18 protein-coding genes and 1 pseudogene are annotated in these 21,901 nt (G+C 73.0%); 12 read left to right on the top strand and 7 right to left on the bottom strand.

What is annotated here, in order from left to right; translation table 11 throughout:
- Window positions 1–15 precede the first annotated feature (15 nt).
- From ACFVT1_RS14745 to ACFVT1_RS14735, 3 genes are read left to right on the top strand one after another with little or no spacing between them, the layout of a single operon-like run.
- Complete coding sequence (locus ACFVT1_RS14745; RefSeq protein ID WP_389795150.1) at window positions 16–237, top strand: hypothetical protein; 222 nt, start codon at window positions 16–18, stop codon at window positions 235–237.
- Window positions 230–1,342: an XdhC family protein gene (locus ACFVT1_RS14740; RefSeq protein ID WP_389795148.1), complete on the top strand. Its 1,113-nt coding sequence runs from the start codon at window positions 230–232 to the stop codon at window positions 1,340–1,342. The genes ACFVT1_RS14745 and ACFVT1_RS14740 overlap by 8 nt, the downstream gene beginning before the upstream one ends.
- Entirely contained in the window at window positions 1,270–1,473 is a 204-nt protein-coding gene (locus ACFVT1_RS14735) for a DUF6629 family protein (protein ID WP_389795493.1), read from the top strand. Before ACFVT1_RS14740 ends, ACFVT1_RS14735 begins: the two co-directional genes overlap by 73 nt.
- A gap of 160 nt (window positions 1,474–1,633) precedes the next feature.
- On the opposite strand, the gene ACFVT1_RS14730 is transcribed toward ACFVT1_RS14735, so the two are convergent.
- From ACFVT1_RS14730 to ACFVT1_RS14715, 4 genes are all read right to left on the bottom strand, one after another.
- Window positions 1,634–2,485 (bottom strand): hypothetical protein, encoded by an 852-nt coding sequence (locus ACFVT1_RS14730; RefSeq protein WP_389795146.1) that lies wholly within the window; start codon window positions 2,483–2,485, stop codon window positions 1,634–1,636.
- A 128-nt stretch (window positions 2,486–2,613) separates the two neighbouring features.
- Window positions 2,614–4,317: an acyl-CoA dehydrogenase family protein gene (locus ACFVT1_RS14725; RefSeq protein WP_389795144.1), complete on the bottom strand. Its 1,704-nt coding sequence runs from the start codon at window positions 4,315–4,317 to the stop codon at window positions 2,614–2,616.
- A 96-nt stretch (window positions 4,318–4,413) separates the two neighbouring features.
- Window positions 4,414–5,025 carry a TetR/AcrR family transcriptional regulator gene (locus ACFVT1_RS14720; RefSeq protein ID WP_389795142.1) on the bottom strand — a complete coding sequence of 204 codons (612 nt, stop codon included), beginning with the start codon at window positions 5,023–5,025 and terminating at the stop codon, window positions 4,414–4,416.
- 152 nt (window positions 5,026–5,177) lie between these two features.
- Window positions 5,178–7,283 (bottom strand): SpoIIE family protein phosphatase, encoded by a 2,106-nt coding sequence (locus ACFVT1_RS14715; protein WP_389795141.1) that lies wholly within the window; start codon window positions 7,281–7,283, stop codon window positions 5,178–5,180.
- Between the two features lie 530 nt (window positions 7,284–7,813).
- Here ACFVT1_RS14715 and ACFVT1_RS14710 point away from each other — a divergent pair.
- Window positions 7,814–9,499 (top strand): PHP domain-containing protein, encoded by a 1,686-nt coding sequence (locus tag ACFVT1_RS14710; RefSeq protein WP_389795139.1) that lies wholly within the window; start codon window positions 7,814–7,816, stop codon window positions 9,497–9,499.
- A gap of 104 nt (window positions 9,500–9,603) precedes the next feature.
- On the opposite strand, the gene pgm is transcribed toward ACFVT1_RS14710, so the two are convergent.
- The gene (gene pgm, locus ACFVT1_RS14705; RefSeq protein ID WP_389795137.1) at window positions 9,604–11,244 is read right to left on the bottom strand and encodes a phosphoglucomutase (alpha-D-glucose-1,6-bisphosphate-dependent); all 1,641 of its coding nucleotides are present in this window, start codon (window positions 11,242–11,244) and stop codon (window positions 9,604–9,606) included.
- A gap of 238 nt (window positions 11,245–11,482) precedes the next feature.
- Here pgm and ACFVT1_RS14700 point away from each other — a divergent pair, with 238 nt between their 5' ends.
- The 3 genes and pseudogenes from ACFVT1_RS14700 (at window position 11,483) to ACFVT1_RS14690 (ending at window position 13,392) form a co-directional block, all read left to right on the top strand.
- On the top strand, window positions 11,483–12,031 hold the full coding sequence (locus tag ACFVT1_RS14700) for a GNAT family N-acetyltransferase (RefSeq protein ID WP_389795135.1): 549 nt from the start codon (window positions 11,483–11,485) through the stop codon (window positions 12,029–12,031).
- A 288-nt stretch (window positions 12,032–12,319) separates the two neighbouring features.
- Window positions 12,320–12,841: pseudogene (locus tag ACFVT1_RS14695) on the top strand (alpha-amylase family glycosyl hydrolase); the annotation flags it as partial.
- Window positions 12,842–13,074: 233 nt separating this feature from the next.
- On the top strand, window positions 13,075–13,392 hold the full coding sequence (locus ACFVT1_RS14690; RefSeq protein ID WP_389795133.1) for a cupin: 318 nt from the start codon (window positions 13,075–13,077) through the stop codon (window positions 13,390–13,392).
- Here ACFVT1_RS14690 and ACFVT1_RS14685 read toward each other — a convergent pair.
- Complete coding sequence (locus ACFVT1_RS14685) at window positions 13,382–14,647, bottom strand: MFS transporter (RefSeq protein ID WP_389795131.1); 1,266 nt, start codon at window positions 14,645–14,647, stop codon at window positions 13,382–13,384. The genes ACFVT1_RS14690 and ACFVT1_RS14685 overlap by 11 nt on opposite strands.
- Window positions 14,648–14,727: 80 nt before the next feature.
- On the opposite strand from ACFVT1_RS14685, the gene ACFVT1_RS14680 reads away from it, so the two are divergent.
- From ACFVT1_RS14680 to ACFVT1_RS14660, 5 genes are all read left to right on the top strand, one after another.
- A complete protein-coding gene (locus ACFVT1_RS14680; protein ID WP_389795129.1) occupies window positions 14,728–15,603 on the top strand; it encodes a LysR family transcriptional regulator in 876 nt (291 codons plus the stop codon).
- A 250-nt stretch (window positions 15,604–15,853) separates the two neighbouring features.
- A complete protein-coding gene (locus ACFVT1_RS14675; protein WP_389795127.1) occupies window positions 15,854–16,480 on the top strand; it encodes a GNAT family N-acetyltransferase in 627 nt (208 codons plus the stop codon).
- 721 nt (window positions 16,481–17,201) lie between these two features.
- Entirely contained in the window at window positions 17,202–18,089 is an 888-nt protein-coding gene (locus ACFVT1_RS14670) for an ABC transporter substrate-binding protein (protein WP_389795125.1), read from the top strand.
- 139 nt (window positions 18,090–18,228) lie between these two features.
- Entirely contained in the window at window positions 18,229–18,492 is a 264-nt protein-coding gene (locus ACFVT1_RS14665; RefSeq protein ID WP_266744486.1) for a type B 50S ribosomal protein L31, read from the top strand.
- A gap of 676 nt (window positions 18,493–19,168) precedes the next feature.
- Window positions 19,169–20,104, top strand: coding sequence for a carbohydrate kinase (locus tag ACFVT1_RS14660; RefSeq protein WP_389795123.1), 936 nt, complete (start codon window positions 19,169–19,171; stop codon window positions 20,102–20,104).
- 332 nt (window positions 20,105–20,436) lie between these two features.
- On the opposite strand, the gene ACFVT1_RS14655 is transcribed toward ACFVT1_RS14660, so the two are convergent.
- Complete coding sequence (locus ACFVT1_RS14655) at window positions 20,437–21,729, bottom strand: hypothetical protein (RefSeq protein WP_389795121.1); 1,293 nt, start codon at window positions 21,727–21,729, stop codon at window positions 20,437–20,439.
- Window positions 21,730–21,901 lie beyond the last annotated feature (172 nt).

The following is a 21,901-nucleotide window of genomic DNA, read 5'->3' as shown; positions in this document are numbered from 1 at the left end:
CGGGAGGAGCGACGGATGAGGGACCCGGCGACCGGGACGATCGGCGTGGACGGGCCGCAGGACGGACGGGGCGAGCGGGGCGCCCGCCCGGAGCGGACGGGGTGCGTCGTCGGCGAGCGCCCCGCCCCGGCCCGCTTCCCGCCATCGGCACCGCACCGGCCGCCGCTCCGCAGGGGCGAACTGCACGTGGGCCGGACCGCGCCCATCCCGGCCCTCCCGGAGGCGGCCGATGCGTGAGATCCTTCCGGCGCTCAGCCGCTGGTACGCCGCCGGGCAGCCGTTCGGGCTCGCCACCGTCGTCGCGGTCAGCCGCAGCGCACCGCGCGGCCCGGGCGCGGCGATGGCCGTGGGCCCGGACGACGAGGTCGTGGGCAGCGTCTCCGGCGGTTGCGTCGAGGGCGCGGTCTTCGAACTGGCCAAGGAGGTGGTGGAGACCGGCCGTGCCCAGCTCCGCACCTTCGGCTACAGCGACGAGGACGCCTTCGCCGTCGGCCTCACCTGCGGCGGCGAGATCACACTCCTCGTACGTCCGGTGACGCCCGCGCACGACGCCGCCTTCGGCGAGGCCGCCGCGTCGGTCGCCGCGCACCGTCCGGTGGTGGTCGCCACCGTGACCGACGGCCCCGCCCCGCGCGGGGCCGCCCTCGCCGTCCGGCCGGACACCGTCTCCGGCTCGCTGGGCGCGAGCGGGCTCGACGCCGCCGTCACCGCCGACGCGCGAGGCGAACTCGCCCAGGGCGCAACCGGCTTGCGGCACTACGGCCCCGACGGCGAACGCCGCGAGGACGACGTCACCGTGTTCCTCCAGTCGTTCGCCCCGCCGCCCAGGATGCTGGTCTTCGGCGCGATCGACTTCGCCGCGGCGGTGGCGAGGATCGGCGTGTTCCTCGGCTACCGCGTCACCGTCTGCGACGCCCGCCCCGTCTTCGCCGACCCCCGGCGTTTCCCGGACGGTGCGGAGGTGGTCGTCGACTGGCCGCACCGGTATCTGCGCGCCACCGAAATCGACGGGCGGACCGTGATGTGCGTCCTCACCCATGACCCGAAGTTCGACGTACCGCTGCTGGAGGTGGCCCTGCGCACCCCGGCCGCGTACATCGGGGTGATGGGCAGTCGGCGAACCCACGAGGACCGCCTGGCCCGGCTGCGCGAGGCCGGTCTCGACGGGACGGAACTGGCGCGGCTGCGCTCGCCCATCGGCCTCGACCTCGGCGCGCGTACCCCCGAGGAGGTGGCCGTTTCGATCGCGGCGGAGATCGTCGCACTGCGCTGGGGCGGCACCGGCAGCCCGCTCGCGGAAACGTCCGGGGCGATCCACCGGCCGCGCCCCGCGACCGGCTGACTCGGCCGCCGGACACCGCCACTCCGCCCGCCCCGGCCGGCGAACGGGCCGCGACCTGGTGCGCCTTCGCGGCAGTGTGCTCGGTGGTCCTGCTCGGCTGGGTCTCCCGACGTCCCATGGACAGGCGCTGAGGGCCGCCCCGTCATCCCCGGCGGGCACACGACGGCAGCTGCGGAACCTCGCCGCGTTGTCGGAACGCCCGAGTACACCCACGCATGCGGACGTTCCTCCGCCTGGCGACGCGCCGCATCCGACGCCCCGCGCTCGTCCACCGGGGATTGCGGGACGCCTTCAGCCGGACCGGGGCAGGCCGATCGGGTTCGGGAACGGCAGCAGCTTTGCCGCCACCACCTGCCGGGCCGGCACCTCCAGGGCGGCGAGCAGGGCGTCCGCCGTGCTGTCGGCGAGGGGGCGCAGCAGCCGGGCGGCCAGCCGGTCCGTGGTGTCCTCGACCAGGTCCCGTTCCTCACGACCGCGCGCCGTGGCAGCCGACTCCGCGTCGATCATCCCGCGGGAGCGCAGCCGTTCCTCGGCGTCCAGCCACTGCGTGTCGCTCACCCCCCGGTCGAGCTGGATGCCCTCGCGCGGAACACGGCCGGTGGCGGCGGCGAGAACGAGCGCCTCGGGGGCGTCCAGGCCGTGGTCGGCGAGTGCGGCGGCGTGTGCGTCTCCCCTGAACTCCCGCAGCGCGGTGGTGAGTTGCCACAGGCGTTCCACCGGGTCGGCGCGGTCGCACAGCGGGCGGTTCGCGGCGAACAGCGGACGTGCGAGGGCGGAGGCGTCCTCCACCATCGCCGTGAGCGGCGGGGCGAGCTGTCCGGCGAGGGTGTCGATGCCGGGGACCAGCCTGCGCAGTGCCCGCGCGGCCAGCCGTGCGCGGAGCTCGATGAGCGTTTCGGGGGCGACGATCCGCCACGCTGCGGGCAGCGCCCGGGCCACCATGCCCGGGGCGAAAACGGCCAGGACAGCGGTCGCGGCCTCGGGGCGGACCGGTCCCATGGGGGCCGTGCGGGTGGCGAAGTAACCCATCCAGAAGCCCTTGAGGCCGACGGACCTGCCGAGGCCCCGGCACTCCTCGTCGAAGTAGATCACCGCGTGGAGGGGCTCGGTGCGCAGCCACAGTGTCCGGGGTCTCGACTCCATGGGGGCCAACCTAACGCCCATGGCACCGGATGCGCAGCTCGACGGCGGGCGGGCAGGGTCTTTCTCCGACCGCTGCCCGCCCCGGCCCGTCCGCACCGCACACCCGGGGAGCGCCGGCGGGGACCGTCTCAGCCGGCCAGGCCGGAGTGCCGCTCCATGATCGCCGCCGCATCGGTGCCGCGCGGCAGGATGCCGTACTGATGGCCGCGGTCCTCGCCGAGCCGGGCGGCGACGAACGCCTCGGCCGCCGCCGCGGGGGCATGACGCAGCATCAGTGAGGACTGCAGAGCCAGTGCCATGCCCTCGACCGTCGCCCGCGCGCGGGTCTGCGCGGCGAGCGGGTCGCGCAGATCCGCGGCCAGATCCTGGCGCACCCGGCGGATGTGCGCGTCCAGTACGGGATTCGCGCCGGCGGTGGTCTCCAGCTCCGCCCAGAAGGCGTCCAGCGACTGCGGGGTCCTGGCGATGCCCCGCAGCACATCGAGGGCGATGACGTTGCCGGAGCCCTCCCACACCGCCATCACCGGCTGCTCGCGGTAGCGCCGGGCCAGCGGCCAGTCCTCGGTGTAGCCGTTGCCGCCCAGGCACTCCAGCGCCTCGTAGGCGTGGTGCGGACCGCGCTTGCAGATCCAGTACTTGGCCACGGCCGTCGCCAGCCGCCGGAACACCGCCTCGGACTCGCCGCTGCCGTCCTCGTACGCGTGGGCCAGGCGCAGTGCGGTCCAGGTCGCGGCCTCCGTCTCCAGCGCCAGATCGGCGAGGACCGCCGTCATGGCCGGCTGGTCGACCAGCCGGGCACCGAACGCGCTGCGGTGCCGGGCGTGCCAGATCGCCTCGGACACCGACTGGCGCATGCCCGCGGTGGTGCCGAGCACGCAGTCGAGCCGGGTGTGGTTGACCATCTCGATGATGGTGGGGACGCCGCGGCCGGGCTCGCCGACCCGTACCGCCCAGGTGCCGTCGAACTCCACCTCGGAGGAGGCGTTCGACTTGTTGCCGAGCTTGTTCTTCAGGCGCTGGATGCGGACCGTGTTGCGGGTGCCGTCGGCCAGTACGCGCGGCACGAGGAAGCAGGTGAGCCCGGCCTCGGCCTGGGCCAGGACCAGGAAGGCGTCCGACTGCGGGGCCGAGAAGAACCACTTGTGGCCGGTCAGCAGATGGGCCCGGTCCTCGGGGTCCGAGGCCAGCGGGACGGCCCGGGTGGTATTGGCGCGGACGTCGGAGCCGCCCTGCTTCTCCGTCATCCCCATGCCGAACGTCAGCCCGGACTTGCGGCCCGGGGCGATCAGCCGGGGGTCGTACGACCGGCTGAGCAGGCCCGGCAGCCAGTCCCGTCCCACGTCCGGATCGCGCTGCAGGACCGGGACCACGGCATGCGACATGGACATCGGGCAGGCATGGCCGGGCTCGATCTGGGCGAACAGCATGAACGACGACGCCCGTGCCACGGCCGCTCCGGGCTTCGGGTCGGCCCAGCCCGCGGTGTGCGTGCCGTGACTCACCGCCGCGCCGATGACCTCGTGGTAGGCGGGATGGAAGTCGATCTCGTCGACGCGGTTGCCGTAGCGGTCATGGGTGCGCAGGACGGGCGGGAAGGTGTGGGCGAGCTCCGCGGCGGTCTGGAACCGCTCGGAGCCGACCAGGGCGCCGATCTCGTGCAGCTCGGGCTCGTGCCAGGCCGCACCGAAGGCCCGGACGGCCTCCGTGAGCGGCAGATTGGTGCCGTACTCGTCGAGATCCTTCCTCGGCGGGGCCTGGTTGGTGACCTCATGGGTGGGACGCGGTGCGGGGGCGCCGGGCCGCGGGCCGGTCCGGTGCGGGGCGATGGTCATCGCGGTTTCCTGTCCTGGGTCGATGGGTGGGGCGGGGCGCGGGGCGTCGGGATGCGGGTGGGGCGGGGAGCCGGCGTGGCCGTGCGGGGGCTGTGATCAGGTGCCGTCGGCTCCGACCGCTCTCAGGCACAGCGCGGTGATGCCCGCCACGACCGGGCCCGGTTCGGTCCGCTCACCGACCGGCGACAGCGGGCCGAGCAGAGCCTCGCCGACCGCCCCGATCACGGCGGCGGCCGACAACTGGGCGTTCTGTATGGGGAGTTCCTCCGTGGCGATACCGTCGGCGATGACCGACTCGGCGAGGGCGTGGTAGCCGCGCCGGTAGGTCAGCCGCTCCTGCTCGACGAGCGGATCGACCGGTTCGGCCAGCAGCGCCCAGGCCGTACGAGGGTTGCGCAGCGCGCGGTACGCGAAGACCTCGACCAAGGCGCGCAGCTGCTCGGCGGCCCCGCCGCGCGCCCGCACCGCCTCCTGCACCGTGCTGAGCTCATGGCCCGCGACATGGCGGAAGACCGCCGCGAGCAACTCCTGCTTGGAGGCGAAGTGGTTGTAGACGCTGCCGGTGGCGACGCCGGCGCGGTCGGCGATCGCCGAGATGCCGGCCGCCGCGTACCCGCCCTCGGCCAGCAGTTGCCGTGCGGCGTCCAGCATCCGCTCGCGGTGAGCGCGCCGGGTCGCCTCCGTGCGGGCGGTGGATCGGTAGGCCATGATGATCTGAACCTCGATTCATATCTTCCTCTGCCACTGAACCACTGTTGTTCCCGCCGTGCAACGGGCCCGTCGCGGTCACGGCCGTCACCAGCGGGCACACGGTGGCCGTGGGGGATGCGGTCGTGCGCGGCGGGTGCCGTACAGCGTGGTCAGGACCCGTCGGCCACGGCCGGGTCGTCTGCCGGGAGCGGGAGCTCCTGTTCGGTCCACAGGGCCTTGCCGTTGCCGCTGTACCGGGTGCCCCAGTGCGTGGCGAGCCGGGAGACGATGAACAGCCCCCGGCCGCCCTCGTCGACGGTGCGCGCATGGCGTAGATGGGGCGACACCCGGCTGCTGTCGTGTACTTCGCAGGTGAGTGTGCGGTCCAGGATCAGCCGCAGGTGCAGGGGAGGGGTGCCGTAGCGGACGGCGTTGGTGATCAGTTCGCTCACGATGAGTTCGGTCGCGTCGATCGTCTCCTCCTCGACGCCCCAGCCGTCGAGCCGGTCGCGCACGAGTGTGCGGGCGACGGCGGGGCTGGTCCGGTCGTGCGCCAGTTCCCAGGTCGCGACCCGGTCGGCGGGAACGACGCCGGTACGGGCGAGGAGGAGCGCGGCGCCCTCCGGGTGGGTCTCGGCCGGCAGGTTGTAGACCACGTTGTCGCACAGGTCCTGCAGATTCCGGCCGGGCCGCGCGAGCACCTCCCGGACCCGATGCGCGGACCCGTCTCCGGTCAGGAGGGATCCGGTGAAGAACGCCAGGACGCTGCCTTCGTCGAGCTCGTAGGCGGCGGTGGCGAACGGTGAACTGTCGCTGGAGAACAGCGAGGGCCCCTCGGGGACATCGAGGGTGGTCGTGGTGCCGTCGGGTGAGACGAGGACGGGCGACGGATGCCCCGCCCGCGCCAAGGTGCAGGTACGGGAGAACGGGTCGTAGACGGCGTACATGCAGGTCGCCGTGGGTGACTGTCTGTGCAGCCAGTCGCCGGGCGGCAGCGCGGCCCGCTCGACGGCCAGCCGCCCGGCGGTGTCGGTCAGCCTGGCCAGCACTTCGTCCGGCTCCAGGTCGAGACCGGCCAGCGCGTGGATGACGGTGCGCAACTGTCCCATGGTGATGGCCGCCTGGAGGCCGGGCGCCTCGACACTGCCGACCATCAGGGCGGTGCGCGCGCCCGAGAGGCCGATGGTGTCGAACCAGCAGCCGCTGTTGCGTCCGGGCAGCAGGGCGTGTGCCGTCTCCACGGCGATGCGGCCGCCGTCGGCCTGGGGAAGGAGCCGGCGCTGCACCGTCGACGCGATCACGTGGTCGCGCTCGTAGCGCCGTGCGTTGTCGATGCTCAGGGCGACATGGGCGGCCGCCGTCAGAGCGAGGGGGAGATCGTTCTCCTCGTAGGGTTCCGTACCCCGGCACCGGTAGAGACTCACCAGGCCCAGGACCGTGCCGTGCAGCTTCAGCGGGGCCACGATCAAGGAGTGGGCCCGGGTCGTTTCGATCAGCCGGGCGCTGTCGGGGTCCGCGTCGAGCCACGGCGTCCGGGCGTCGATCCGGACGAGGCGGGGCCGCAGGTCCGACGCGGCCAGGGAGTACGGCGTACGGTCGGGCAGCCGGCGCATCTCTCCGACGAGGCCGCTCCGGTGGCCGTCCGTACCGAGACCGCGGACGGCCGCGCGGCGCAGTGGGACATCGGGCCCCAGGGGGCCGGGCGGCGGATCCGAACCCCGCAGGACGTCGTCCACCACCTCGACCACGGCGAGGTCGGCGAATGCCGGAACGGCGGCCTCGACGAGCCCCTCGCAGGTCGCCGCCACGTCGAGTGACCTGCCCACCCGCGTGCGCACCGCGGTGAGGCAGGCCGTCCGGACGCGCGCCTTCTCCCGCTCGTTGACGTCCACGACGGTGGCCAGCAGCCCGAGGGCACGGCCGTCCGTATCGTTCAGACGGTGGACGGACACCATGAGGCGGCGACTGGGGCCGGAGGAGTCGACGGCCCGACCGCGGATCACCCGCTCGCGCACGGCCACGCCGGTGTCCAGCACCTGGCGCAGCAAGTGCTCCGCCTCGTCGGGTCTTTCGACGTGGTACGCATCGGTGAAGTAGCGCCCCACGAGGCGCTCGTCGGGGACGACGCCGGAAAGGGTGTTCGCCCGCACCACCCGCAGGTCTGTGTCCAGGACGTGCAGGCCCACCGCCGACTGGGCGAACAAGGTGCTGAGGACCGCGGCCCCCATGCCGCCGACCGCCCGTGACGCGGGGTCCGGTGCACCGGCGTCTGCCACGGATTCACCCCCATCAGGCTCCGCCCGCCTTGTGGATCGGCGGGTAGGGACAAGCGTCGAGGCACCCCGCGTGCTCCGCCACCGGGCCGTGGCAGACGGGTGATCCGCCGCACGGAGCACGGAGGAACGACGGCCCGTGCCGCTCGGCGGCCCCCTCCCGGGGGTCCGGTGGGCCATCGCCCCGGCGCCGGGACCGGTCTCGCTCTTCGGCACCGGGCCCGCGACCGGCCTCCCGGGCAGGTCGGAAGGGCTCTTCGGAAGGGGCTCTGCGGAAGGGTGCTTCGGGCCGATCGCAGTGCTGTGTGCCCGGCAGGTCGAACCGCTCGGCCTCCGGGCGACCGTCCGCGACCGGCCCGCAGTCGTTCTGCGGTCGTTCCGCAGCCGCTCCCACCGGTGCGACACGGATGCGTCCCCCGTATTTCAGGCCGGGTTCACCCGACGGTTCCGGAATCAAGAAATCCTCTTGGCGGCGGCCCATGCGATCCGGGCCCCGGACCGTTGCCGCCCCGCACGAAGGAGAACGTCGCGTCATGTCCCACCCCGTGCCCGAATGGGCCGACCCCCAGGTTCCCGCGGAGTCGCTCGACCCCCAGGGCCTCAGCCGCCGAGGGCTGATGCGCCGTGCCGGTCTGTTCGGCGCGGCCTTCGCCGCCGCGTCGCTGCCACTGCCCGCGCTGGCCGACAGCAGGGGAGGCCGGCTCCAGGGGCACGGCCAAGGGCATGGTCACGGAAAGGCCCCCGACCTGGTCTACCTGGTCGGTGATCACCACAACCACTCCGTCTACAGCCATGACGCCAAGTACACCTTCTCCCAACTTGCTTCGGCAGGGCAGAAGTTCGGTCTCGACTGGATGGTCTTCACCGAGCACAGCAACATCGGCCACGCGGAGTTCGGCGCCGCGCAGGAGCACCGGGAGATCCTCAAGGCCCGCGCCGACAACAAGCGCATGCTGATCTTCCAGGGCCTGGAGTGGTACATCCCCGGCGCCGAGCACTGCACCGTCTTCTCGCCGCCCGGACGGCACGAGGTCGACCTCCTCACCCGATTCGAGGAGGCCTTCGACGGCAAGCTGCTCGGCTACACCGCCGGTGCCCCGACGCACCCCGACACCCCGCGGAACGAGGCCCACGCGCTCAAGGCCCTGAAGTGGCTGGCCGAACAGCGCCGCACCCGGTACGTCGACGACGTCCTCGTCCTCGCCAACCACCCCATGCGGCTCGGCATCGACTCCCCGCACGAGATGCGCGGCTGGCGTGACGCGGCCCCCGAGATAATGATCGGCATGGAGGGCGCCCCGGGCGCCCAGGCCGGGGCGATCCCGGGCTGGCACCCGGACACCAACATCCGCGGCGAGTACACGAATTCACCCTCCGCCGACTCCTGGCCCGGCTACCCGCGCGAGGCATATGTCACCTACGGCGGCTTCGACTGGGCGACCGCGACCGTCGGCGGCCTGTGGGACGCGATGCTGGCGGAGGGCAAGCTCTTCACGATCACGTCCAACTCCGACGTCCACCGCGTCGCCCAGGACACCTGGGTCAACGGCGCCTGGCCGCCCGGCCGGGACTTCGACAACACGGGCCACCTCCCCGACCCGTACAACACCACCGAGCCGCAGCCCGGCGGCGACTTCTGGCCGGGCCAGTTCAGCCGTACCCATGTCGGCGTCACCCGCTACGGCTACCGGAACGTGATGGAGGGGCTGCGGGCCGGCCGGGTCTGGGTCGACCACGGACATCTCATCGACGGCATCGACGTCAAGGTCCGCGGCGAGCACGGCAACAGCGCGACACTCGGCGGCCGGCTCCGCGCCCGGCGCGGCGAGAAGCTCACCCTCACCGTCACGGTGACCGCCGCCTCGCGCCGCAATCCGTACGGCGTGCTGCCGCGTCTGGAGCACGTCGACGTCATCCGCGGCGCGGTCCGCGGCCCGGCCGCCGACCGCGACGGCTGGCGCGCACCGGACACCCGGCTCGCGCACACCGCCGACGTCTCGGGCCGCCGTGGCACGTACACCCTGCGCATCCCGGTCGGGCGTGCTGACGAGCCGTTCTACCTGCGCCTGCGCGGCAGCGACGGCAAGCGGCACGGAAAGGGATTCCTCGGCGCGTCGATCGACCCGCACGGCCCGCTGCCGCACGAGCCCGGCAAGGGCAACCCGTGGCTCGACACCTGGTTCTACACCAACCCGGTCTTCGTGGACGTCGTGCGCTGACCCCGCCGAACGGCCGGAAGCCGCCCGGCACCTGTCGTCGGACGGGCTCCGGGCGGCTCCGGCGTGCGCGGGCATCGGACGGGTGCCGGGCGGCCCGGCCGGGCTCAGGCGTCCAGGGCCGCGGAGACCACGGCCCTGGCCTCCTCCTGGACCCGGCCGAGGTGATCGCTGCCCAGGAACGACTCGGCGTAGATCTTGTAGACGTCCTCGGTGCCCGAGGGGCGGGCGGCGAACCAGGCGTTCTCCGTCGTCACCTTGATGCCGCCGATCGGTGCGCCGTTGCCGGGCGCCTCCGTCAGCACGGCCGTGACCGGTTCGCCGGCCAGGGTGTCGGCCGTGACCTGCTCGGGGGAGAGCCGTGCGAGAACCGCCTTCTGCGCGCGGTCGGCGGGCGCGTCGATCCGGGCGTACGCCGGCTCGCCGAACCGGGCGGTGAGCGCGGTGTAGCGCTCCGACGGGGAACTGCCCGTCACCGCGAGGATCTCCGAGGCGAGCAAGGCCAGGACGATGCCGTCCTTGTCGGTCGTCCACACCGATCCGTCGCGGCGCAGGAACGAGGCCCCGGCAGACTCCTCGCCGCCGAATCCGAGCGACCCGTCGGCCAGTCCGTCGACGAACCACTTGAAGCCGACCGGCACCTCGACCAGTTCACGGCCGAGACCGACGGCCACCCGGTCGATCATTCCCGAGGAGACCAGCGTCTTGCCGATGCCCGCGGCGGCCGGCCACCGCTCGCGGTGGGAGTACAGGTAGTCGATGGCTACGGCGAGGTAGTGGTTCGGGTTCATCAGACCGGCGTCGGGCGTCACGATGCCGTGCCGGTCGGCGTCGGCGTCGTTCCCGGTCGCGATCCCATAGCGGTCGCGCTGCCCGATCAGTGAGGCCATGGCGTACGGCGAGGAGCAGTCCATCCGGATCTTCCCGTCCCAGTCCAGCGTCATGAACCGCCAGGTGGGGTCGGTCAGGGGGTTGACGACGGTCAGATCGAGCCGGTGCTGTTCCGCGATCCGTCCCCAGTACGCGACCGAGGCGCCGCCGAGCGGATCGGCGCCGATCCGCACCCCCGCCGAGCGGATCGCGTCCAGGTCGAGCACGGACGGCAGATCCGTGACGTAGCTGCCGAGGAAGTCGTACGTCCCGGTGGTCGACGCCGCCCGTGCGCGGGCGTAGGGCAGCCGGCGTACCTCCTTCATGCCGGCCGCGATGATCTCGTTGGCCCGTTCCTGGATCCAGCCGGTGGCCTCGGACCCGGCCGGGCCACCGTTCGGCGGGTTGTACTTGAACCCTCCGTCGCCGGGCGGGTTGTGGGACGGGGTGACCACCACACCGTCGGCGAGCCGCGAGGTCCGTCCCCGGTTGTGGGTGAGGACGGCGTGCGACACCGCCGGGGTCGGGGTGTAGCCGTCGGCCGGGTCGATGAGCACGGTCACGTCATTGGCGGCGAACACCTCGACGGCGGTGATCCGCGCCGGCTCCGACAGGGCGTGGGTGTCGGCGCCGAGGAAGAGCGGCCCGTCCGTGCCCTGCCGCGCCCGGTACTCGCTGATGGCCTGGCTGGTGGCCGCGATGTGGTCCTCGTTGAACGCGGTCGCCGTGGACGACCCGCGATGGCCGGAGGTGCCGAACGCGACCCGCTGACCGGGGACGGCCGGATCCGGGTGCAGCGTGTAATACGCGGTCACCAGCCGGGCCACATCGGTGAGATCCTCCGGCCGGGCCGGTTGTCCAGCTCGTTCGTGCGGCATCTGCCACTCCTCCGTATCGGTCGGTCGTTGTGCTTTCCCCCGCGCCATTTTCGCGGGTGGCCCGCACCGGTCCGCGACCGCCCCGCCGCGTCGGCCCGGCCGGGACCGGCCGTCCCGGAGGCCCGGCGCGAAACCTGTGGAGACGCCGCGAGGCCCGGCATATGTTCGTCCACGACGACGAGCGGTGTACCGCCGACCGCAACACATGGCGGGTTCTGAACGAACAGGGAGACACACGATGGCACCGAACGATTCCGCACCGGCCGGCCGCGTCCTGCTGCGCGAGGCCGCCGCCGGGGACGCGGGGCCGCTCACCCGGCTCTTCCTCGACTCCCGCGCCGCGGCCATGCCCTACCTGCCGAAGGTGCACAGCGACGAGGACACGCTCGCCTGGATGACCCATGTCGTCCTGCCCGGAACAACGGTGTGGATCGCCGAGACCGGGACCGGGGAGGTGCTGGGATTCGCCTCGCTCGACGGAACCGAGCTGGAACACCTGTATCTGCGACCCGACGTACGGCGTCGGGGCATCGGCTCACTGCTCCTGGCCAAGGTGCGCGAGGCCGCCCCCGACGAGCTGACCCTGTACGTCTTCCAGCGCAACACCGCCGCCAGGGCCTTCTACGAGCGGTACGGATTCACCGCGGTCGGGTTCGACGACGGCAGCCGCAACGAGGAGAAGGAACCGGACGCGAGATACCGGTGGACCGCGGCCGGCCCGTCCTGTCCGCCGTCCGGGACGAGCGCGCCGGTACCTCCGCGTCACCCGGGTGAGCTGCCGGGCTGATCGGGCTCGCGGGCCGGCGGATTCACGGGCGGAGGACGGGTGTTCGTGGGTCGCCGGCCTCCGCCGTCGTGGCCGGCCGGCCACGCGGGACGTGCGGGGCCGCAGCCGCACGCCCGTTGCCCGCCGGCGCACCTCTGCCGTCCTTGCGGGGTTCATGCGTCTGGCTGTCAATTATTTACGATGATCACGCGTGTTATTGCTCTCCGCTGTTCGCGGTGGCTGAGGGTGCCGAGCCCCGGCTCCGTGCCGGCCGAAACCCTCCGCGCCCCTGCCCGAAAGGAATTCGACGTGGCAGCCGGCCTTCCGCCCGAAGACACCGCGAACTGGTGGCGCGACGCCGTCATCCACCAGATCTGCGTATGCAGCTTCGCCGACGGCGACGGTGACGGAACCGGCGATCTCGCGGGAGTACGGGCCAGGCTGCCCTACCTCGCCGAGCTGGGCGTGGACGCGCTCTGGTTCACCCCCTGATACCTGTCGCCGCTCGCCGACGGCGGATACGACGTGGCCGGCTACCGCACCGTCGACCCCGCCTTCGGCAGCCTCGCCGATGCCGAGCAACTGATCGCGGAGGCCCGGGAACTGGGCCTCCGTGCGATCGTCGACATCGTTCCCCACCATGTCTCCGACCGGCACGCGTGGTTCCGCGCGGCCCTCGCCGCCGGACCGGGCAGCCCCGAGCGGGACCTCTTCCACTTCCGCACCGGACGAGGAACGGACGGCGAGGTACCGCCCAACGACTGGGTGTCCGAGTTCGGCGGTGTGCCGTGGACCCGGGCGGAGGACGGCAAGTGGTACCTGCACTTGTTCGACCGGCGGACCGGTGTGCGTCGCCGACCTGGGCGCGGAACCCGTCGAACTGCCCGCGTACGCGGACGTCCTCCTCCTCAGCGGCCCGCTCGACGAGGAGGGGAGGCTTCCGCAGGACACGGCCGCCTGGCTGCGGAACTGACCGCGGGGGAGCTCCTGGGGGCGACCCGGCCGTCCGCCTGCCGGGCCCCGGCAGGATCGCGGGGGCACGAGGGCTGCGGCACAGTGGGCATATGGACGATCTGAATGCCCTCGCCGACGAGCATCTGGCCGTGGCCCGCGCCTCCGCGCACGGCCGCAGCGCCCACCGCCTGCTGCATCAGGAACCCCTGCGCCAGACCGTCATTGCCCTCGCCTCGGGCTTCGCCCTCGACGAGCACAACGCACCGGCCGCGGCCTCCCTCCAGGTGCTCCGAGGCAGGGTGCGCCTCACGGCGGCCTCGGGCGACGCGGAGCTCGGCGCCGGGATGCTCCACCCGATCCCGCGGGAGCGGCACGGTCTGCTGGCCCTGGAGGACGCCGTGGTGCTGCTGACCGCTGTCAACGAGTGACGGCGGCGGTCCCGGGACGTGCGGCGGAGGTCATCCGGACGCGTTCCAGGACCCACAGCACGAGGCTTCCGGCGGCCAGCGAGCCCCCCAGGAGGCAGACTCCGCTCCAGCCCGCCCGCGACCAGACCACCGAAGCCAGCGCGGCCCCGGCCGCACCGCCCGTGAAGAACAGCGTCATGAAGCCGGAGTTGATCCGGTTGCGGGCCTCCGGGCGGAGCGTGTAGATCACGTTCTGAGCGCTGTTGAGCCCCGCCTGCTGGGCGATGTTCAGCGAGATCACCCCGATCGCCAGCCAGAGCAGCGAGGACTCGCCGGCCAGCAGCGGAATCCAGGAGAGCGTGAGGAGTGCGGCAGCCGTTCCCGACACCGCCTGCACCCGGCCGCGGTCGCTCAGCCGCGCTGCGATGTTCATGCCCACCACGCCGATGACGCCCACCAGCCCGAAAAGTCCGATGGCGGCCGCGTTCCAGCCGAACGGGGGCCGGGTCAGCAGAAACGTCAGCGCGGTCAGTTGCACGCTGTACGAGGCCATGGAGAACGCGCCGATGGCCGCCCGCCACCGCAGCAGAGGCTCCTGTCGCAGCAGGACCAGCGTGGAGCGCAGGAGGCCGGTGTACGGCATCGGGGCCGCGTCGCGCGGCCGGGGCAGCCGGGGGAGCCGGTGGTGCAGAAGTACCGCCATGACGGCCATGAGCAGCGCGTTCACCCAGTACGCGGTCCGCCAGCCGCCCAACTCGGACAGCGCACCGGCGGCCAGCCGTCCGAACAGCCCGCCGAGCAGGACGCCGGACATGACGGCACCGACGACTCTGCTGCGTTCCGCCGGAGCCGCCAGGGTCGCCGCGAACGGCACCACGACCTGCGCCCCGACGGAGGTCAGCGCGGTGAGCAGGGTCCCCGCGATCAGCAGGGGGCCGGTGGGCGCGGCGGCCGTCAGCAGGAGGAAGAAGGCGGTGAGCGCGAACAGGCTCACGGCAAGCCGCCGGCGGTCCATGGCGTCCCCGAGGGGGACGAGCAGGATCAGGCCCAGCGCGTACCCGGCCTGGGCGGCGGTCACGATCAGCCCCGCCGCGGTGACACCGATGTGGAGATTCACTTCGATGACGTCGAGCAGCGGCTGGGCGAAGTAGTTGCCGGCGGCCGAGAGCCCGGCCGCGAGGGCCATCAGCAGGATCAGGCCGCGACCGAGCTCGGGCGATCGGGGAAGCGTGCGCGGGACGGCCCGGTTGCGGGCCCCGCAGGTGGAATGTGCCATGTCCCTCAGCCTCGGGGACCCACCATCCATGAGTCCAACACATGTTTTTCATTCCATCGATCGTGGTTCACGATGGATGGATGGAACTACAGCAGATGCGGTACGTCGTCGCGGTGGCGGAACTGGGCAACTTCACCCGCGCCGCGAAGAGGTGCCTGGTCGTCCAGTCCGCCCTGAGTCATCAGATCGCCCGGCTGGAGAAGGAGCTGGGTGCCCGGCTCTTCGACCGCACCAGCCGTCAGGTGCGGCTCACCGCGGCGGGCGAGGCGTTCCTTCCGGCGGCCAGACAGGCGCTGGACGCGGCGGAGCGGGCCCGCGCCGAGGTGGCGGCCACGGCGGGGGAGGTCCGCGGACGCCTCGCGGTCGGAGCCGTCCCGACCGTCGCCTCGGTGGACATCCCGGCCGCGCTGCGGGCATTCCACCTCCGCTACCCGAGGGTGCACATCGTGCTGCGGGACGGCGCGAGCAAGGACCTGGTCCAGGAAGTACGGGACGGCACGCTCGACGTGGCGTTCCTGGGCGTACTGCCGAGCTACCGGCCGAAGGGCGTGAGCGATCACGAACTCGCCACGGGCGAACTGGTCGCCGTCGTCGCCCCGGCCCACCCCTTGGCCGGGACGGCCGAAGTGGGCCTGGAACGGCTGGCGGAGGAAACGTTCGTCGACCATCCGGACGGCACCGCCGCCCGAGCGCAGTCGGAGGAGGCGTTCGCGGCGACGGGACTCACCCGTGAGGTGGCGTTCGAGGTCAGCGGGACGGACTTCATCGTCCGGCTGGTCCGCAGCGGGCTCGGCATCGCCCTGCTGCCGGCCGCCTTCGCGGCGGAACTGACCGGCGTACACGTGCTGTCCGTGCGCGATGCGCCCGCCCGCACGGAGCGGCTGGTCTGGAGCCGCTTCCGCCCGACCCCGGCTGCCGCGGCGTTCCTGACCGGACTCGGCGTCGACGCCGACTGACAACTCCCCCTCCGGCCTTCCGGCAGCGGTCGGCGGCGGCTCCGCGGGAAGTCCCGATCGGCCGGTGCGCACCGGCCGATCGCCCGGACTCGCCGCGCACCCCTCGTCGAAGGGAGACGCACGGCGGCGAGCACGGAGCGGACCCGCTCGGGAAGATCGGCACCGGCGGGCACGCGGCAGGGTACACAGCCTCGGGGATTTTGCTTCCCGAGGCTTGTGGGAGCGCTCCCAATTTCGGCAGGATGAGGCGATGACCCAGCTTGCCGGGCCACGGCCCTACCACCCCGACGACCGCGCGGCCCTCGCGGACATCTGCGTCCGGACGGCCGACAACGGTGGCGACTCCCGGCATCTCTACCCGGACCAGGAGCTGATGCCGTCGATCTTTGCCGCACCGTACGCATACCTCGAACCCGATCTGGCCTTCGTGATCGACGACGGCACGGGCCGAGCGGTCGGCTACATCCTCGGCACCGCGAACACGGCGCGGTTCGTCGAGGCGTTCCGCGAGGAATGGCTGCCGATGGTCGAGGAGCGCTTCCCGGTGCCCGACGGCCCGCCGCGTACCCCCAGCGAGGAGATGACCGCCCTCCTGCACGATCCGGAGCGGATGGCCCTCCCCGAACTGGCGGCCCATCCCGCGCACTTGCACATCGATCTGCTGCCCGCATGGCAGCGGAAGGGGTACGGCAGAGCGCTGATGCGTACGTTCCTGGCTGCGCTGCGGGCCAGGGGAGTCGCGGCCGTGCATCTGTCCATGCTCACGGCCAACACTCCGGCCAGGGCCTTCTACGACCGCCTCGGCTTCGGCGAGATCCGGGTGCCGGACCCCGGCCCCGTCACCTACCTGGGGCGCACCACCGAAGCGGACCTGTAGCGTCCGTCGCCATCGGCCGGACGGCGCCCGGCGTCCGCTCGCACGGTGCGCTCCCTGCACACCAACCCGTCCCGCGGGTCCCACGGTTCAGCGGCCGCGAGGCCCACCAGGTCGCTGTCGACGCCGAACGCGCCCTCCTGAACGCCGTGCCCCGGCTGACCGCCGCTCTCGTGCACGCCGACCCCGACACCGGCCGCGACCGACCACCGAGCCGGTCCTGAGCAACGACGCTGGCCAGCGGTGCCGAGCTCCCTGCCCAGTCACACCCGTCCGGTTGCCCCCGGCCCAGGGGCTTTCGCCCCGCCAAAGAGGCCATGGCGCCCGGCAGAACCGCTGCGCCGCGGTCGTTGATCGCTGCTCTGCCGTGGGCCCTGGCCGGCCCGCTGGTCCGGGGCCGTGGGTGCGCGGCCGCCAGGGCGTGGCCAGTGCCGGGCCGCGCGCGGCGCCCCGCGCGATACGGGCCTGGTCTTTCCTCCGGGGAGGGAGTGGAAAGACCAGGCCACCGCCATGCTGCCGCCGGGGCTGCCACCAAACCCCAACGGCTTCCGTGCCGGACGCGTCGGCCCCGGCCATGCGCGGGTGTCTTCGCGCCATCCACGCCATCCGCGCCATCCGCGCCGGACGGGCCGCACCGGGGGTGCCCCGGGGGTTCGCTGGGCAGGTACAGATGTACGACCCGGAAAAAAAGGGGCGCAGCGGCCAGCGGCGAGGGGCGTGTGACGTGAGGGAGCAGACCATGTGGCAGTTCTCGGACGATCGTGGACAGGCGTCGACCGCTGCGAGGCGCCCGGAACGGGTACTGGCCTATGTCCAGGCCGGAGCGACCCTGTGGGACCGCGGGATACGTCCGAGCGCGATATTCGGCTCCGATCACGACGACCACGCCGAGCCGGACAGGGCAAAGACCGGATCGCTGCCGTTGACCGAGGTCCGCTACCTCGGTGCGGGCAGCGCTCTGGACGTGGACACCCTGCTGAGCGGTGGGCCGGACCTCGTCGTGGCCGTCAGCTACGGCGGTGGCCATGTCTACGGGCTCGCCCCGGAGACCGCCAAGCATCTGGAGGAGCACGTCCCCGTCGTCGTCATCGACGTCGGCCAGGCCCGCACTCTCGGGGAGATCGGCGAACGGTTCGCCCAGCTCGCCCGGTCGCTCGGTGCCGACGAGCCCACGACGGCGACCCAGGACCTGGACGCCGCCCGGGACCGGCTGCGCACGCTCGCCGCCGGACCGGACCGGCCCCGGGTGGTCGCCCTCTCCCCGGCCGGACAGGACCGGACACACCTCGCCCGCCCCCGCATGTGGCCCGAGCTGCGGGTGCTGGCCGAGCTCGGCGTCGACCTCGTGGAACCGGCCCAGGGGCCCGGCGCGAACTGGTCGACGGTCGACTGGGCGGACGCCGCGGCCCTGCGGCCCGCCGTCGTGCTCGCCGACATCCGGGCCAACGCCACCCCCCTCGGCGAACTCCGGACGAACGAGGCGTGGTCGGCGATCACCCGCGCCGCCCGGGTGCTGCCCTGGAACCCCGAGCCGGTCTGCAGCCCGCAGGCCCACGCACGCTTCCTCACGCTCGTGGCCGACGCACTGGAGGCCGCCGCCCACCGGCGGTGACGTATGCGGCCCGGGGCGCGTACGCCCCGCCCCGCGTGGCCGTGCCCCGTACGGACGCCAGCGATCGCGCCGGGCGCCCCGGTTCGCAAGGCTGGCCAGGAGCGCCCCGAGCCGACCCCGCACGTCCCCAGGAGCAGGCATGCAGCAGGACAAGCACCCGCCCTACCGTCCCGTGGTCTTCCGCGACCGTTCGGCGGGCTACGCCTTTCTGACCCGGTCCACCGCGTCCAGCGAGCAGACGATCGACTGGGACGACGGCAACAGCTACCCCGTCATCGACGTGGAGATCTCCGCGGAGAGCCACCCGTTCTTCACCGGGAAGGCCCGCGTGGTCGACTCCGAGGGGCAGGTCGCCAAGTTCGAGCGCCGGTACGGGGAGGAGGGGCGCAAGGACGCCTCCTGACCTGCCTGCCGATCCGAGTCCCCCGGTCCTGCCCGCAAGGCTGGGGCTCGGCCGTCCACACCCTCCGCCAACCCCTCGCAACCGCCCGCATTATCGTACGGACACGCCTTGCTGTGGCGCGCAGCCAGAACAGGGCCCGCCGTCGCGGCACACAGGGGTGAAGGAAATGGCCACGGACAAGGCACGACGTGTGACGGCGTGCGATGCCGCCCGCCCTTTCGAGATCTCGCGCACCACCGTCTCCTTCGCCTTCGACGAGCGCGCCGTCGCCGGCACCCCCGAGGAGGCCCGGGTCCGCATCCGGGCCTCGGCCGAGGAGCGCGCCCACCGGCCCAACGGCGCTCGCCGTCGACCCCGACGCCTCGTCCCCGCCGACGCACCCACCTCGATGCCCGATGTCTCCGTACGCGTCGGCAACCTCAACCTGACGCGGCGGTCGCCGGGACGAGCACGGCGTCTCCATGCCGTACGGCCCCCACGATCCGGCATCGGCCCGCCGACCCGCCGGCCCCGCTTCCCACTTCGCCGCCGCCGCCGCCGTCGCCGACGACGACTGGACGGCCATCGAGGTGACCGGCACCCGCCACGCACGCGGCAGGATCGGGCTCAATGTGTCCGGCGGCCGCACCGCCTGCCCGGACATCTTCGCCACCGCTCACCAGGAGACCCCACCCTCATGCTCGACAGACTCGACCCGCTGGTCATCGGCGAATGCGTCGCCGACATCGTCCGGCTGCCGGGTGCGGCCGACCGGGTCCACCCGGGAGGCAGCCCGGCCAATGTGGCGTACGGCCTGGCCAGGCTCGGGCACGGTGCCACCCTGCTCACCCAGCTCGGCCCGGACGACAACGGACGGCTGCTCAGGGACCACCTGGCCGGTGCCGGGGTCGAGGTCCGCACGGACGGTGCCGCGGCGCCCACCCCGTCCGCCGCCGTGACCCTGGACAGCGGCGGCCGGGCCTCGTACACCTTCGAGATCACGTGGACGCTCGCCCCGGTGACCCTGGACCGGCCGCCCCGGCACGTCCACACCGGTTCCCTCGCCACGGTGATGGAACCCGGCGCGGCCACCGTCCTCGCCGCCGTGGAGTCGCTGCGGACGTCCGCGACCGTCAGCTACGACCCCAATGTGCGACCCGAACTGATGGGGGACCACGACGCGGCCGTACGGAAGGCCGAGCGATGCGTCGCGCTCAGCGACGTGGTCAAGGCCAGCGACGAGGACCTCGAATGGCTCTACCCGGACCTGGATCCGCAGGAGGCCGCCGAGCGATGGCTCGCCACCGGCCCGGCCGTCGTCCTCGTCACCAGGGGAGGCGACGGCGCCCTGGCGGTCCTTCCCGGCGGGCAGGTGACGGTCGGTGCGCTGCCCACCCACGTGGTCGACACGGTGGGGGCGGGCGACGCCTTCATGTCGGGCACGCTGCACGCCCTCACCGCCCACGGACTGCTCGGCCCGGACGGCCGCGAACGGCTGCGCTCGCTGGACCGGGCCACCGTGACCGATGTCCTGCGCCACGCCGCGGCCTGCGCCGCCGTGACCGTCGCACGGGCCGGCGCCAACCCGCCGGACGAGGCGGAGCTGAAGGCGGCCCTCAGGGCTGTCCCGTAATCCCCGGCGGGCGTGGGATTACGGGACAGCCCTCCGCCCGGAGCTGAACACGACGGTGCGGATTCGGCCGGCCGGACGGCGAGGACGGGGGCTCGTCCTCCCGATACCGGCCGGCCATGTTCCGGTCGGGGGCTCGTGGGGGCGGGCGCGGGCGGAACGCCACCAGGAGGTGAGCGGCGGGCCGCAGAGGTGCGGGTGCCGGCAGACCGGGGCCGGCCCACGGCGCACCCCGCGCGGGCCCTGCGCCGTCCTTCCGGGTTCTTCCGCCGGCGGATCGGCAGGCGCCGGGCCATGACGTCGGGGAACGGCGGGAGAGGCTCCTTGCCCGTCCGTCATCCGGGCACCGACGCACGCGGTCCGCTGTCGTCGTCGAGGAATTCGACGACGGCGAGGGCGAACAGCGCGCACAGAGTTACGCACACGGTGACCAGGACCGTCGGCCGGTCCCACGCGACCAGGACCGCCGCGGCCACCACGACCACCGTCCAGTTCAGCCAGGGCCTGGCCCGGTGCACCCACCTGCCGGCCGGGCCACCGGTGACACCGGCCGCGTCCCGTACGGCACCGATACCATCGTTCCACATGGCCTTGACACGGGTGGCGGCGCGGCCGTCACCCGTGAGCCACGCGGCGAGGGCCACCACGATGCCCAGCGTGATCACCAGCCGGACCAGGGTGCGTACCGGGCCGGCCAGGGCGTCGAAGACGGAACCGGCTGCCGGCTGCGACACCTCGGGCGGGAGGCTGTCGAGATAGAACGCGCGGCCCAGCCACACGGCCAGCCCGAGCACCGCGGCACCCGCCGCGACCGCGAGCGCCGTCGTCACCAGTGCGCGGCGGCGGCGCACCGCGAGGAGCACCCCGCCCGCGGCCAGGACCAGAGTGACCGGCGGCAGCCAGAAGCCGATGATCTGGAGGGCCCGGAACCCCTTCTTCGCCCGGCCGACCGAGTCGGAGGTCAGCACGGTGAAGTCGGTGTGGATCGCGGGGATCTTCGCGGCGATCGTCAGTCCGTCGTCGACCAGGCGGTGTTTCACCCGGTCGATCACGGGCGCCAGGTCGATGGTGACGGCGTTGCCGGTGAGCTTCACCGCACCGCCACCGCTCCCGGTCAGAGCCTTCAGCGCCGCGGACTGGGCGGTCCGGTTGAGGTCGGTCCAGATCGTCGCGAAGGCGTCGCTGGCGACGAACCTCTCCACCGTCTGGTGGACGAAGTCCGAGACTCCCGTGGTGAGGGGGCCGCTCAGGCGCGCGAGTGCCTTGTCGACCACCGGACGGTCCGCGGGGGCGACATCGGCCAGCAGAGCCTTCAGATCGAGGTGCTTCACGACGGCGCCGGTGACACGGTCGGTCACCGCGGCCTGCACATCGGCGTCGGACGCGAGGGGAGCCATCATCGCGACGTAGTTGCCGGTGTCGCCGATCTCGTTCCTCGCCCAGGTGGACACGATGCTCAGCGGCGTGAGGACGGCCGCGGCGAGGACGAGCAGCACGGCGAGCAGCGAACGGGCCCGCGGCCGGTGGCGGTCCGGGTCGCCTTCCTCCAGTGCCGCCACCCTGGCGCGCAGCGCCTCCAGTTCCGCACGCGCCTGCGGGGACTCCGGCCGGTTACCTTCCGCTTCCATTTCCCCAGGGGATGCCCCACCGCTGCGCACAGCGCGGTGGGCTGCTGCGGACGGGTGAAAGCGCATACCGGACGTGCCACACGGATCGGTCCACTCGGCCCATCGGTCACCCGTTCAGCCCAGTGGGCGCATCCTCGGCGGGGCTACTGCCGTTCGACAACCGGTAGGCATG

This window comes from Streptomyces sp. NPDC057963, from assembly GCF_042887155.1.
GTDB lineage: Bacteria > Actinomycetota > Actinomycetes > Streptomycetales > Streptomycetaceae > Streptomyces.
This window is presented reverse-complemented; position numbering and strand designations above follow the sequence as displayed.